This window comes from Streptomyces sp. DSM 42067 (assembly GCF_055792885.1).
In genome coordinates this window covers 3,842,794-3,857,019 of record NZ_CM147706.1, presented here as the reverse complement: position 1 = coordinate 3,857,019, position 14,226 = coordinate 3,842,794, and the positions used below count along the sequence as shown (strand labels likewise).

Genomic DNA, 14,226 nt, shown 5'->3' with positions numbered 1-14,226 from the left:
GCACCCCCCATCGCCCTACGGAACGCCTGCCCACGGTCAGAGGGAGGCCTGCTGGAGCGCGGTTACCTTCGGGCGGGGCGGGCGAGGCCTGGGACGGCTAGTTCTACTGCTGTGCAGCGCCAGCGTTGGTCGGGGCCTTGTTCCAGGCGGAAGGCCATGGCGCGTAGGTGTTCGCCGGCGGCGATGCGGGCGAAGGCCTCGATGGCTCCCGGGCGCGGCATCTCGTAGCCGAGGTCGCGGACGACGGGCCTGTACCTGCCGATGCGCAGCGGGGCGTGCTCGGCCAGCGAGACGAGTTCGTCGTAAGCCCTGCCCGCGGTGTATCGCAGCATCGAGTGCACGGGGCGCTGCCCGCTGAGCACGGCGAGCAGGAGGTCGGCGAAGAGATCGTGGGGCCGGGGCGGCGGTCCCGGTGGGGTCACCCTTGGTGGGGCTCCGGCCGGACGCCGTGAATCGCGACGGCCGGGCGGGCGCGTGGCGGCGCCGGGCCTGTTGCGTGCCGACCTCGTCATCACCTTGTTCACAGTGGGTGGCCCCCGTCCGTTCCGGCCCGTGGATACCGGGCAGTAGCTTCGTTGGGGATCTTGTACGAGGCGGCGGGAGCGGCCCGCAAGGAGCAGCAGGGGGCGGCGGAGGCGGCGGGGGAATTCACCTATCAGGGTGATGGGCGGGGCGGTGCGCCCAGTAAGGGCCTGGTCGGAGGCGGGTTGGCGAGGGGTGCCGAAAGCCGTCGAGTCGACGCCGGACGTCCCTTCACCCGGCCACGAAGGGGGACTCCTGGCACGTATCCTGAAGGTCTCTCCGCGGCCCGGCGGTATGAATTCCGACTACGAAAGCGGCCAGTATGCGCGTCTACGTCCCCCTGACCCTTCACGGTCTCGCCGAGGCGCACAAGACGGGCGAGCTGGGCCCGGGACCGCTGACGGCGTACGCCGTGACGCCCGCGCTGCGGGAGTGGTACCTCTCGGACGACATCGAGGAGCTCGAGTACGCGGCGCTGAACCGCGCGGCGGTCGCCTCGCTGCGGCTGATCGCCACCGACCCGGGGGCCCCGCGGCGCCGGGTCGTCGTCGCGGTCGACGTACCGGACGGGGCAGCGGTCGCCGACCCCGACCGCGGACTCGACCCCGCCGCACTCGGCGAGGTCCGGATCGCGGGCGCGGTGCCGCTGGCCAAGGCGGCAGCAGTGCACGTGGACGCGGACGACGCCGAGGCGGACGTGTCCGCGGCGGCGGACGCCCTGGGCGCGGCGGACCAGGGGGACGACGACGCGCAGTTCGTCGTGGACGGGGCCGAGGACCACGAGCTGCTGTGGTACGCGACGCAGGAGATCCCGAACCTCATCGGCTGAACCGGCGCTCGTGGAGGGGCGCGCAGGGTTGTCAGTGGGGGCGGGTACGTTCTTGGACATGGGGAAGCAAGCAGCGCACATCGTGTGGGACTGGAACGGCACGCTGTTCCATGACAACGACGCGGTCATCGGCGCGACGAACGCCGCCTTCGCGGAGATCGGCCTGGAGCCGATCACGCTGGAGCAGTATCGCGAGGTGTACTGCGTGCCGATACCCCGCTTCTACGAGCGGCTGATCGGGCGGCTGCCGACGGACGCGGAGTGGGAGCGCATGGACGCGGCCTTCCACCGGCACTACACCGCATGGCGCGCGGCGTGCAGGCTCGCCGACGGCGCGGAGGTGCTGCTGGCGGACTGGCGGTCGGCGGGCCACAGCCAGTCGATCCTCAGCATGTACGGGCACGACGAGCTGGTGCCGCTGGTCAGGGGGTTCGGCATCGAGCCGCACTTCGTACGGATCGACGGGCGGACCGGGCCCTCCGGGGGCAGCAAGGCGGAGCACATGGTGCGGCATGTGGCCGCGCTCGCCGATGTGGAGCCGGCGCGGACGGTGGTCATCGGGGATGCGGCCGATGACGCGATAGCCGCGCGGCGGGTGGGGGCGCAGGCTGTTCTCTACACCGGTGGTTCGCACAGCCGGGCCAGCCTGGAGGTGGCGGGGGTTCCTGTCGTGGACAGCCTGGCGGAGGCGGAGGCGGTGGCGGAGGCGGAGCGGGTGGCTGCCGCCTGAGTGGGGTGGCCTGCCGGGGGTAGTTGCCCCGGCAGGCCACCGGCAGGCAGAGGGTGCACCGTACGTCGTGTGTTGTGCCCACCCTCCCCCAGACTCCGTCCGGGAGGTGCCCCCAGCCCTGCGGAACGATTGCTCACAACGAACGGCAACGGCTCTCCCGTGCGGCGGGCTAAGCCACCGGCGCCTTCGCCCTCAGTACCGTCAGGAACTCCCTCATCCACGTGGAGTGGTCCGGCCAGGCTCGGGAGGAGACCAGGGTGCCGTCGACGACGGCCTCTGCGTCCTTGAAGGTGGCGCCTGCTGCCTGCATGTCCGGTTCCAGGGCGGGGTACGCGGTGACGCGGCGGCCGCGCAGGCCGTCCACGGCCGCCGTGAGCAGCGGGCCGTGACAGATCTGTGCAACCGGCTTGTCGGAGTCGAAGAACGACTTGAGGATCTTGCGGAGTTCGGGGTCGTTGCGGAGGTACTCCGGGGCCCGGCCGCCCGGGATGACCACGGCCACGTACTGGCCGGGGTCGACCTCGGAGAAGGCCAGGTCGGCGGGCCACGTGTAGCCCGGCTTCTCCGTGTACGTGTCGAAGCCCGGCTCGAAGTCGTGGACCACGAACTGCAGCTTCTTGCGGGTCGGGGCCGCGATGTGGACGTCGTACCCCTCCTCACGCAGGCGCTGGTACGGGTAGAGGACCTCCAGTGACTCCGCTGCGTCGCCGGTCACGATAAGGATCTTGGCTGCCATTGCGCTGCGCTCCCCTCGCTCGACCTTCCCGGCCGAAGCCGGACGTTTCGCTCGGACGTTTCGCTCAACGTGCCTGCGGTGTCCGCCTTTGCCAAGGGGCCGTGCGTCGTTTCGGGTACCTCCATCCTGCGCTGTGCCCATCCCGTCCGCACCACCGCCGCCACCCACACCCCGCACCGCCCTGTCCCTGTGCAGAACGTCAAACTTCCACTGCTGGTTTTGTACACATACGGCTCATGACGGGGCACCCGTACGGAGCGATAGCCTTGGAGCCGTGATCAGCGCGATATCCCGCGGGGGCGCCTTTGCCCCTGCCCTGCGCCCGGAGCACACGGAGGACATCCGTGCCCGGGCGGTCGCTGGTCCGCACGGAGGGGGTGGGCCGGCGAGGCCGGCGAAGCCATCGGGACCCCTGGAACACCCGGGATCACCGAGGCCATCGGAATGCTCAAGATTGGCTCATAACGCCCCTCTCATCTCTCATCGCGGCATAACGTCGACTCCGACCGGAGACCCCGCGTCGTGGCGTTGCGTCGCAAAACTTCCTTCTACGTCACGCAACGGCGCGCGACAGGAGCCAGAGGACAATGCAGACCAAGCTGGACGAAGCAAAGGCCGAGCTGCTCGCACGGGCCGCCCGGGTAGCTGAGAACAGTCCGGTCGGGGGGTACCTACCGACTGGGGAAACCGACAAGGGCACACCCGACCAGGAGACAGTGCTCGCGTTCCTCCAGCGCTACTACCTGCACACCGCGCCCGAGGACCTTGCCGGCCGCGACCCGGTCGATGTCTTCGGAGCCGCCTTCTCCCACTACCGGCTGGCCGAGCACCGCCCCCAGGGCACGGCGAACGTGCGGGTCCACACACCCACCGTCGAGGAGAACGGCTGGACCTGCAGCCACTCCGTCGTCGAGGTCGTCACGGACGACATGCCCTTCCTCGTCGACTCGGTCACCAACGAACTGTCGCGGCAGGGCCGCGGCATCCACGTCGTCATCCACCCCCAGGTGGTCGTCCGCCGGGACATCACCGGCAAGCTCCTCGAGCTCCTGCCCCCGGGCACTCCCGGGCACCCCGGCCCCGCTGTACTCGCCGCGGCCTCCGATGCGGCCCGCGAGGCCGACCTCGACGTCGCATCGAAGACCCCCGCGGGCACGCCGCAGTCGCTGCCGCACGACGCCGTCACCGAGTCCTGGATCCACGTCGAGTTCGACCGTGAGACGGACCGCGCCGATCTGAAGCAGATCACCTCCGACCTGCTGCGGGTCCTCTCCGACGCCCGTGAGGCCGTCGAGGACTGGGAGAAGATGCGCGATGCCGCACTGCGCATCGCCGACGAGCTCCCCACCGAACCCACCGCCGACGACCTCCGCGACCAGGAGGTCGACGAGGCCCGTGAGCTGCTGCGCTGGCTCGCGGACGACCACTTCACCTTCCTCGGCTACCGCGAGTACGAGCTCCGGGACGACGATTCGCTCACCGCCGTCCCCGGTACCGGCCTCGGCATACTGCGCTCCGACCCGCACCACGCCGTCGAGGAGCACCACCCGGTGAGCCCGTCCTTCAGCCGTCTGCCGGCCGACGTCCGGGCGAAGGCGCGCGAGCACAAGCTGCTGGTGCTGACCAAGGCGAACAGCCGGGCGACCGTGCACCGGCCGTCGTATCTCGACTATGTCGGCGTGAAGAAGTTCGATGCGGACGGCAACGTCGTCGGCGAGCGCCGCTTCCTCGGGCTGTTCTCCTCGGCCGCGTACACCGAGTCGGTGCGGCGCGTGCCCGTCATCCGGCGCAAGGTCGACGAGGTGCTGCGCGGCGCGGGCTTCTCGCCCAACAGCCACGACGGCCGCGACCTGCTCCAGATCATGGAGACCTATCCGCGCGACGAGCTCTTCCAGACCCCGGTCGACGAGCTGCGCTCCATCGTGACGAGCGTGCTCTACCTCCAGGAGCGCCGCCGGCTGCGGCTGTACCTGCGCAAGGACGAGTACGGGCGCTACTACTCGGCCCTCGTCTACCTGCCCCGCGACCGCTACACGACCGGCGTCCGGCTGCGGATCATCGACATCCTCAAGGAGGAGCTGAACGGCACCAGCGTCGACTTCACCGCCTGGAACACCGAGTCGATCCTCTCTCGCCTCCACTTCGTCGTCCGCGTGGCGCCCGGCACCGAGCTGCCGAAGCTGAGCGACGCCGACAAGGAGCGCATCGAGGCCCGTCTCGTCGAGGCCGCCCGGTCCTGGGCCGACGGCTTCGCGGAGGCGCTGAACGCCGAGGTCGGCGAGGAGCGCGCCGCCGCGCTGCTGCGCCGGTACGGGAGTGCCTTCGCCGAGGGCTACAAGGCCGACCACTCCCCGCGCGCCGCCGTCGCGGACATCCTCCATCTGGAGGGACTCACGCAGGAGGGCAGGGACTTCGGGCTGTCCCTGTACGAGCCGGTGGGTGCCGCGCCCGGCGAGCGGCGCTTCAAGATCTACCGCCTGGGCGACCAGATCTCCCTCTCCGCCGTGCTCCCCGTGCTGAACCGCCTCGGCGTCGAGGTCACCGACGAGCGTCCGTACGAGCTGCGGTGCTCGGACCGCTCGACCGCGTGGATCTACGACTTCGGGCTGCGCATGCCCAAGGCGGCGGGCGCCCACAACGGCGACTACCTCGGTGAGGACGGCCGCGAGCAGTTCCAGCAGGCCTTCGAGGCCGTCTGGACCGGGCAGGCGGAGAACGACGGATTCAACTCCCTCGTCCTGCGCGCCGGAATCACCTGGCGGCAGGCGATGGTGCTGCGCGCCTACGCCAAGTACCTGCGCCAGGCCGGATCGAAGTTCAGCCAGGACTACATGGAGGACACCCTCTGCAACAACGTCCACACCACCCGGCTGCTGGTCTCCCTGTTCGAGGCGCGGATGTCCCCGGACCGCCAGCGCATGGGCACCGAGCTGACGGACGCCCTCCTCGAGGAGCTGGACGGCGCGCTCGACCAGGTCGCCTCGCTCGACGAGGACCGGATCCTGCGCTCCTTCCTCACGGTGATCAAGGCGACGCTGCGCACCAACTTCTTCCAGGAGGCCGGGGGCGGCAAGACGCACGGGTACGTCTCCATGAAGTTCGACCCGCAGGCCATCCCGGATCTTCCGGCGCCGCGTCCGGCGTACGAGATCTGGGTGTACTCGCCGCGTGTGGAGGGCGTGCACCTGCGGTTCGGCAAGGTCGCGCGAGGGGGCTTGCGCTGGTCCGACCGGCGTGAGGACTTCCGTACGGAGATCCTCGGCCTGGTGAAGGCGCAGATGGTGAAGAACACCGTCATCGTGCCGGTCGGCGCGAAGGGCGGCTTCGTCGCCAAGCAGCTGCCGGACCCGTCCGTGGACCGCGACGCGTGGCTGGCCGAGGGCATCGCCAGCTACAAGACGTTCATCTCGGCGCTGCTCGACATCACCGACAACCTGGTCGCGGGCGAGGTCGTGCCGCCGCACGACGTGGTGCGCCACGACGGCGACGACACCTACCTGGTGGTCGCCGCCGACAAGGGCACCGCGACCTTCTCCGACATCGCGAACGAGGTCGCCCAGAGCTACAACTTCTGGCTCGGCGACGCCTTCGCCTCCGGCGGCTCGGCGGGCTACGACCACAAGGGCATGGGCATCACGGCCCGCGGCGCCTGGGAGTCCGTCAAGCGGCACTTCCGGGAGCTGGGTGTGAACACCCAGGCCGACGACTTCACCGTGGTCGGCATCGGCGACATGTCCGGTGACGTGTTCGGCAACGGCATGCTGCTGAGCGAGCACATCCGCCTGGTGGCCGCCTTCGACCACCGGCACATCTTCATCGACCCGAGCCCGGACGCGGCCGTCTCGTACGCCGAGCGGCGCCGTCTGTTCGAGCTGCCGCGCAGCTCCTGGTCCGACTACAACAAGGAGCTGCTGTCGCCCGGCGGCGGGGTCTTCCCCCGCTCGGCCAAGTCCGTCCAGCTCAACTCGCACATCCGCAAGGCGCTCGGCATCGAGTCCAACGTCGCCAGGATGACGCCGGCCGAGCTGATGCAGCGGATCCTCAAGGCGCCGGTCGACCTGCTGTGGAACGGCGGCATCGGCACGTATGTGAAGGCGTCGACGGAGACGCACGCCGACGTCGGCGACAAGGCGAACGACGCGATCCGTGTCGACGGCGCCGACCTGCGGGTGAAGGTCGTCGGTGAGGGCGGCAACCTGGGCCTGACCCAGCTCGGCCGTATCGAGTTCGCACGCAACGGCGGCAAGATCAACACCGATGCGATCGACAACAGCGCGGGCGTGGACACCTCCGACCACGAGGTGAACATCAAGATCCTGCTGAACGCGGTCGTCGCGGACGGCGATCTGACCGTCAAGCAGCGCAACCAGCTGCTCGCCGAGATGACCGACGAGGTCGGCCGGCTCGTGCTGCGCAACAACTACGCGCAGAACGTGGCCCTGGCCAACGCCGCCGCCCAGGCACCGGACCTGCTCCACGTCCACCAGCGGATCATGCGCCGGCTGAGCCGGGAGGGCCGCCTGGACAGGGCCATCGAGTTCCTGCCCAACGACCGGCAGATCCGCGAGCTGCTCAACTCCGGGCGCGGGCTGACCCAGCCGGAGCTGGCCGTCCTCCTCGCCTACACGAAGATCACCACGGCCGAGGAGCTCATCGGCACGTCGCTGCCGGACGACGCCTATCTGCGGCGGCTGCTGTTCGCCTACTTCCCGCAGGCGCTCCGCGAGAAGTTCCCCGACCAGATCGAGGCGCACGCCCTGCACCGGGAGATCATCACGACCCTCCTGGTCAACGACACGGCGAACACGGGCGGATCGACCTTCCTGCACCGGCTGCGGGAGGAGACCGGCGCGTCCACCGAGGAGATCGTGCGGGCGCACATGTCCGCACGGGAGATCTTCGGGCTGGCGCAGGTGTGGGACGCCGTCGAGGGGCTCGACAACGTCGTCGCCGCGGACGTGCAGACCCGTATCCGGCTGCACTCGCGCCGCCTAGTCGAGCGGGGCACGCGCTGGCTGCTCAACAACCGGCCGCAGCCGCTGCAGCTCGCCGAGACCATCGACTTCTTCAGCGAGGGCGTGGCCCGGGTCTGGTCCGAGCTGCCGAAGCTGCTGCGCGGTGCGGACGCCGAGTGGTATCAGCGCATCTTCGACGAGCTGACCGGCGCGGACGTCCCGGAGGAGCTGGCCCAGCGCGTCGCCGGGTTCTCGTCCGTCTTCCCGGCGCTCGACATCGTCTCGGTCGCCGACCGCATGGGCAAGGACCCGATGGCCGTCGCCGAGGTCTACTACGACCTCGCCGACCGGCTCGGCATCACCGAGCTCATGGACCGCATCATCGAGCTGCCGCGGGCGGACCGGTGGCAGTCCATGGCACGCGTGTCGATCCGCGAGGACCTGTACGCGGCGCACGCGGCGCTCACCGCGGACGTGCTCGCCGTGGGCAACGGGTCCTCCACGCCCGAACAGCGGTTCAAGGCGTGGGAGGAGAAGAACGCGGCGTTGCTGGCGCGGGCGCGGGGGACGCTGGAAGAGATCCGGAGCTCGGAGAGCTTCGATCTGGCGGTGCTTTCGGTGGCTATGCGGACTATGCGGACGATGCTGCGTACGCATAACTGAGCGTGGGCTCTATGGGGTGCCCTGGGCCTTCGGCCCGGGCACCCCGTCCGTTCGACGCCCTGCGGAACGGGTGGGCACAACCTATCGTCGAGTTCATGATCGCGGTGGGCGTCGTCAGGGCCCTCGGCCGGAACGGCGTGAAGGGCGTTGTTCTGCTCGTTCTCGTGCTGATGCTCGCCGTCGTCGTCCGGCTTCCCTGGGTCGGGGATCTCGGGATTCACGCAGCCACGACGGAACGGCTGCGGCACAGCCTGCTCGATCCGGGCAACCCGCTCGTCGCGGAGGACACACCGAGCCCGTACTACTCGCCGTGGATGCTGCTGCTCGGCTGTCTCGCCAAGGTCACCGGGCTTTCGGTGTTCGTCGTCCTGCGGATCGCCGCGCTGATCAGCCTCGCGTTGCTGGTGACGGGCGTGCGGCACTTCGTACGGACGTTCAGCACGCGCCGGGCGGCCGTGCCCCTCGCTCTCCTCTGCGTGCTGTTCCTGTGGGGCACGGAACTGTTCGCGTGGAGCGGCTTCCTCGGGCTGAACTCCCTCGCCCTGACCGTTTCCTACCCCAGCACGTTCGCGCTGGCCCTGGCCTTCCACTTCTGGGCGCTGCTGAGGCAGGCGCTGCCGGTACCGGCGGCATGGTGGACCTTCGCCGGGCTGGGGCTGATGTGGGCGGTCATTCTGCTCAGTCACCAGTTCTCGGGTGTGGTGGCGTCGCTCGGGGCCCTCGCCCTGGTGCTAGGGGCGCGGCCCTGGCCCGGCCGGGACGCCTGGGCTCGGCTGGGCGCCGGGCTCGCCGTGGGGGTGGTGGCCCTCGCGGTCTGGCCGTACTACGACTTCTTCGCGCTCTTCGGCGCCCAGGACCTGGAAGCCATCCACCGTTCCCTCTTCCTCGACGTGCTTCCGCGCTTCTGGCTGGTGCTCGTCGGAGTCGCCGCGCTGGCGGTCCGGTGGCGCCGTGATCGGCGTGATCCGCTGGTGATCTTCTTCCTGCTGGGCGCGCTGGTGTTCACGGCCGGCTGGCTGACCGGCCACTACTCATGGGGGCGTGTCCTGCCCGCCGCCCTGATCCCGGCGCAGCTGGCGGCCGCGCTGCAGGCCGCGGAGTGGAGCGGCAGGCGGGCGGGGTCTCCCGCCACGCGACCGGCGACGCTCTTCGCTGCCGTCCTCGCCACCGCGCTCCTCGCAGGCGCCTGGACCCAGGCCGGGACGCTCGGCTACGCGATCCGCCCCGGCCTGCTGCCCACGGCCGTGGCCGACAAGTACCGCAAGCCCTGGAACGGCTACCACTGGATCACCCCGTGGGTGTCGTACGGGGACGTGGTGATGGCCAAGACGTTCCCGGCTCGGCAGATCCCCGCGTACGGGCCCTACACCGTGGCGCCGGGCTACCCGGACTTCTTCCTCCCGGACCAGCAGCAGCGCCTGGACGCGGTCGAGCGCTACTTCGCCGCGGGCACACCTCGAGCCGAGCGCCTCGGCATCCTGCACCGGTACGGCGTCCGGTGGATCGTGCAGCGGCCCCGCGACGGCGGTCTGCCCGCCCGCGACCCGGGTCTGCGGCGGGTGACGTCGGGGCCGGGCGGACAGATCCTGTACGAGGTCGTCGGCTGAGCCGCAAGGCTCCGTACGCGCCCGGTGCTCCTCAGGCCCAACCGCCCGGTGCCCCTCAGGCCCAACCGCCCGGTGCCCCTCAGGCCCAACCGCCCGATGCTCCTCAAGCCAACGCGCTCGCCACGGTCCGAGCAGCCCGGCACACCCGCGTCCTCGCGGCCCGCCGTGCCAGCGGCCGCACGACGTGTGCGGTGAGGCCGAGGGGTTTCCAGCGGATCTGCAGCCGTCCGGCACCCCGGCCCTCGGGCTCCACCGTCACCCGATGCGGGGCGCCTCCCCGCCGGTAGTCGACGCGGGCGGTCATCGCAGGGAAGGAGAGCGGGGCGAGCAGCAGTCCGGTGTTGCGCTGCCGCTGCTGCTCGAGTTGCAGCACCGGGTGGCGGAACCCGTCGAAGCCGTGCACGGGCAGGGTGGCGGAGGACAGATCCAGACGCACGCCGCCTTCGAAGACGCCGGGCCGCACCGGGTCCAGGCGGAACGGCGTGGTCAGCCTGCGGCGCCCTGGGGTGACGGCGAGGGTCGCGATGTGCGGGCCGACGGGAAGCCGCAGCCCCGGATCGTAGGTGCGGATCCGCAGGTCCAGGGAGACGCCGGGCCCGCGCTCCACAACCGTGATGTCCGTGATCTCGTGTCGGAAGCGCGCGCTCTGGAAGGGCCGTGCTTCAAGACCCTGGTCGGTGAGGTCGAGTTCGTGCCGCCCGGACTCGGTGTCGGGCACCTGCTCGCCCCAGTAGATCCGCCCCGCCTCATCGGCGGTGACCGCGCGCGGCGCCACGCCGTGGCCGAGGCCCCGGGCGGCGAGCCGGGCGTCGGCGAGGCGTCCGTCGCGTACGAGCTGGAGGACCACCCGTTCGTCGCGCGGCAGCCGCTCGTACGCGCCCGGCGCGAGCGTCGCGAGATACGGGTTGACGATCTCCGCGAAGCCGGCCAGCCACTCCTCGTCGCGGTACGGCAGGTCGCCCGCGTACATACGGAAGTCGTGCTTGAGGAACTTGTGGTCCTTGTCCTCGCGGACGGCCTCGTGCCCGCTCTCGACGAGGAAGTCGTCGATCAGGGTCTGGACGTGGATCCGGTCCCGGACATTGGCGAGCATGTGCCGCTGGTTGGATATCGAGGCGGTTTCGGCGTCGGCGTACGGATCTATGTACCAGCGGTAGACCGGTTCCGGGACGATCGTGAAGGACTCGGCCAGGCAGTACGCCTGTGCGGAGAACAGCTGGTCCTCGTAGTGGATGCCCTCCGGGAAGCGCAGCCCGTGCCGGTCCAGGAAGGCGCGCGCGTACATCTTGCTTGTCGACAAGTGCTCGAAGAACAGCCGGGGTTCGGCCTCGATGCCGGGTACCGTCCGCCGCTCGGCGACCAGACGGGGCATCCAGGTCGACTTGGAGCCGGTGTCGACCCTGATCCGCTGGACCGCGCCCATCGCGAAGTCGATGTCGCGTTCACGGTGCGCGGCGAGGAGCAATTCGACGGCGTCGTCGGTGAGTTCGTCGTCGCTGTCGAGGAACATCACATACGGGGCGCGGGCGACGTCGAGCGCGCGGTTGCGCGGTGCGCTGCAGCCGCCGCTGTTCTCCGGAAGCCGCAGGCTGATGATGCGGTCGTCCTCGGCGGCAAGGGCGCGCGCCACCTCGGGGGTGCGGTCCGTCGAGTGGTCGTCGCTGATGACGATCTCGATGTTCGCGTGCGTCTGGCGGCGCACCGAGGCGACGGCGCGCGGCAGCCGTTCCGCGTCGTTGTAGACGATGACGACGACGGTCGCATCGGGCGCCATCGAAGGAGGGCTTGAGGGAGTCGAGGGAGCCGAAGGGCTCGGGCTGGGGCTCATCGGGGTGCGGCCTCCTCGGGGGTCGGCGCGGGCGTGCGCTCGTCGATGGGCACGACCGGCGGCAGCGACTCCTCGCTCTCGCCGAGGAAGACCCGGCGTACGACCCGCTCCGCGGCGTGCCCGTCGTCGAACTCGCAGAAGCGGCGGCGGAACGCGGCCCGCGCCTTCGCGGCGGTCTCGTCGCGCCAGGCGCCCGAGGTGAGGATCTCCGCCAGCTCGTCCTGGGTGCGGGCGATCCGGCCGGGCGCCTCCTCCATCAGGTCGAAGTAGACACCGCGGGTCTTCGCGTACGTCTCCCAGTCGTCCGCGTACACGACGATCGGGCGGTCCAGGTTGGCGTAGTCGAACATGATCGACGAGTAGTCCGTGACCATTGCGTCCGAGGCGAGCGCCAGCTCCTCCACCGGGTCGTACGACGACACGTCGATGATCCGGCCGCTTCTGCGCAGCCAGGCCGGCGGGGCCGCGGCGCCGCTGTAGAAGTAGTGGCCGCGCACCAGGATCACGGTGTCCTCGCCGAGCCGTTCGGCCAGCGAGGCGAGGTCCAGGCGCGGAGTCCAGGTGGCCTCGTAGTCGCGGTGCGTGGGCGCGTACAGGATCGCCGTCCTGCCGGGCACGATACCCAGTTTCTCGCGGATCGCGAGGATGTCGTCGGAGCCGGCCCGGTAGAAGACGTCGTTGCGCGGATAGCCGTAGTCGAGGGATGTGTAGTGCGCGGGATAGGCGTGCTCCCACACCTCTGTGGAGTGGCTGTTCGCGGAGACGCTGTAGTCCCACTTGTCGACACGGGCCAGCAGGCCCCGGAAGTTGAAGCCCTTGGAGACCGCCGGATACTCCCGCTGGTCCAGGCCCATGCGCTTGAGCGGGGTGCCGTGGTGGGTCATGACGTGGACGGCCTCGGGGCGCTTCACCACGGCGCCCGGGAAGTTGACGTTGTTGACGAAGTACCTGGCGCGGGCCATGACCTCCCAGTAGCGCCGGGTGCCGGCCACGACATGGTCGGTGCCGGGCGGCACCAGCGGCGCCCTCGCGGCGGAGACCGTCCACACCGGGTGGATGTGCGGGGCGAGCCTGGCGAGTTCGGCGGCGATCGCCGCGGGATTGCAGGCCACGCCGCGGTCCCAGTACGCCGAGAAGACGGCGAGGCAGGGGTCGACGGGGCGCCGCAGTTCGTGGTGGTAGCGGAAGTCGCGGACCCTGGCGCCGACCTTGGCCCTGACCTTGCGCTTTCGCGTCGCGAGCGCTGATCTGGCCTTGTGCTGCCGGTGGTTGGCGGCCTGCAGCAGGCGGTACTTGACGTATGCGTCCTGTTCGAGGAGCGAGCGCTGGACGCCGCCCAGTCCCGCGGGGCGGGCATGGCCCTCCGGGCGCCAGGCGACCGCGGCCCGTGACGCGCGATGGAAGAACTCCCGTACGAGCGGCTCCGACAGCCCGCCGCGCGCGATGATCCGCAGCCACTCGGAGACCATCACGTCGTAGACGGTGGCGCGCAGCGCGGCGGGCGCCCCGCGATCGGCCATGAGCCGCTGCACGTCCTCGTACCGGCCGATCTGCGCGTACAACTCCTCGGGAGTGGGCGGCGGCAGACTCGCGGGCCTCAACTGCCGGTGATCGAGGCATACGTGGCCGAAGCAGGCGACGGCCGTGGAGCACAGCAATGTGGCGTACGCGGCGAAAAGCTCGTCGTCGGTGGGGGGTTCGGGGCCGGCCCCGTGGGGACCGGTCGGGTCCGGCGCGCGGAACTCGGCGGCGTGCGCACGCCAGAACTCCGCGCGCACCGCCCGGTTCCCCAGCAGCGGTGCGACCCGCAACAGGCCCGGGAAGTCCGCGAGGGCGACGGGTGCGGGTCCTGCCTTGGCCAGCACCCGGCTGTCCCGCCCGGCTGCCCCCTGGCTGTTCCAGGTCGAGCGGACGTGGTCGAAGAGCAGGACGTCCACCGAATCCGGGAGGCCGCCCGTGTGTTCGGCAACGGCACGCTGAGCCCCCGGAGGCAGGGCGTCCTTGCTTCGCACGAACTGCAGCCAGCGGCCGGTTGCCTGCTCGGCGCCCGCCGCCCGCGCCGCCGCGTCGGTCGTGTCCTGGGGGAGGGCGACGGGGACGATGCGGGGGTCGCGGGCGGCGTGGACCTCGGCGACCCGCTGGGCCGAAGGGCCGACGGCCGCGACGATCACCTCGATGTCGGCGCCGGGATCGTCCAGGCAGATGCCGTCCAGGGACTCGTCGAGATGCCCCTGGACGTTATGTCCGTACACGATGACGCTCAGGCTTGGCTGCACACGGACTCCTTGCCCTCGAGCGGTACCGCGAGCTCTCCATAGCGTAATAAGTCATCGCTTGATGCGACAAAAGGGATACG

8 protein-coding genes are annotated in these 14,226 nt (G+C 70.5%); 4 read left to right on the top strand and 4 right to left on the bottom strand.

Annotation, left to right across the window (positions count from 1 at the left end; all coding sequences use genetic code 11):
* Positions 1-62: 62 nt before the first annotated feature.
* Positions 63-524 carry an Rv3235 family protein gene (locus ACSMXV_RS17770; protein WP_473178562.1) on the bottom strand — a complete coding sequence of 154 codons (462 nt, stop codon included), beginning with the start codon at positions 522-524 and terminating at the stop codon, positions 63-65.
* 320 nt (positions 525-844) lie between these two features.
* On the opposite strand from ACSMXV_RS17770, the gene ACSMXV_RS17765 reads away from it, so the two are divergent.
* Positions 845-1,351 (top strand): DUF6912 family protein, encoded by a 507-nt coding sequence (locus tag ACSMXV_RS17765; protein ID WP_473178561.1) that lies wholly within the window; start codon positions 845-847, stop codon positions 1,349-1,351.
* A 58-nt stretch (positions 1,352-1,409) separates the two neighbouring features.
* Positions 1,410-2,081, top strand: a complete 672-nt coding sequence (locus ACSMXV_RS17760; RefSeq protein WP_473178560.1) for an HAD family hydrolase — start codon at positions 1,410-1,412, stop codon at positions 2,079-2,081.
* Between the two features lie 169 nt (positions 2,082-2,250).
* On the opposite strand, the gene ACSMXV_RS17755 is transcribed toward ACSMXV_RS17760, so the two are convergent.
* Entirely contained in the window at positions 2,251-2,817 is a 567-nt protein-coding gene (locus tag ACSMXV_RS17755; protein ID WP_473178559.1) for a DJ-1/PfpI family protein, read from the bottom strand.
* 587 nt (positions 2,818-3,404) lie between these two features.
* Between ACSMXV_RS17755 and ACSMXV_RS17750 the strand changes: the two genes are divergently transcribed.
* The gene (locus ACSMXV_RS17750) at positions 3,405-8,435 is read left to right on the top strand and encodes an NAD-glutamate dehydrogenase (protein ID WP_473178558.1); all 5,031 of its coding nucleotides are present in this window, start codon (positions 3,405-3,407) and stop codon (positions 8,433-8,435) included.
* 95 nt (positions 8,436-8,530) lie between these two features.
* The gene (locus tag ACSMXV_RS17745; protein WP_473178557.1) at positions 8,531-10,042 is read left to right on the top strand and encodes a hypothetical protein; all 1,512 of its coding nucleotides are present in this window, start codon (positions 8,531-8,533) and stop codon (positions 10,040-10,042) included.
* A 103-nt stretch (positions 10,043-10,145) separates the two neighbouring features.
* On the opposite strand, the gene ACSMXV_RS17740 is transcribed toward ACSMXV_RS17745, so the two are convergent.
* Complete coding sequence (locus tag ACSMXV_RS17740) at positions 10,146-11,816, bottom strand: glycosyltransferase family 2 protein (RefSeq protein ID WP_473178556.1); 1,671 nt, start codon at positions 11,814-11,816, stop codon at positions 10,146-10,148.
* A gap of 50 nt (positions 11,817-11,866) precedes the next feature.
* Positions 11,867-14,146, bottom strand: a complete 2,280-nt coding sequence (locus ACSMXV_RS17735) for a CDP-glycerol glycerophosphotransferase family protein (protein ID WP_473178555.1) — start codon at positions 14,144-14,146, stop codon at positions 11,867-11,869.
* Positions 14,147-14,226: the final 80 nt, after the last annotated feature.

What these genes read in the sequence shown, in the direction of transcription:
- ACSMXV_RS17765 (WP_473178561.1), top strand. Translation starts at nt 845, where the DNA reads ATGCGCGTCTACGTCCCCCTGACCCTTCACGGTCTCGCCGAGGCGCAC.
- ACSMXV_RS17760 (WP_473178560.1), top strand. Translation starts at nt 1,410, where the DNA reads ATGGGGAAGCAAGCAGCGCACATCGTGTGGGACTGGAACGGCACGCTG.
- ACSMXV_RS17755 (WP_473178559.1), bottom strand. Translation starts at nt 2,817, where the DNA reads ATGGCAGCCAAGATCCTTATCGTGACCGGCGACGCAGCGGAGTCACTG.
- ACSMXV_RS17750 (WP_473178558.1), top strand. Translation starts at nt 3,405, where the DNA reads ATGCAGACCAAGCTGGACGAAGCAAAGGCCGAGCTGCTCGCACGGGCC.
- ACSMXV_RS17745 (WP_473178557.1), top strand. Translation starts at nt 8,531, where the DNA reads ATGATCGCGGTGGGCGTCGTCAGGGCCCTCGGCCGGAACGGCGTGAAG.
- ACSMXV_RS17740 (WP_473178556.1), bottom strand. Translation starts at nt 11,816, where the DNA reads ATGGCGCCCGATGCGACCGTCGTCGTCATCGTCTACAACGACGCGGAA.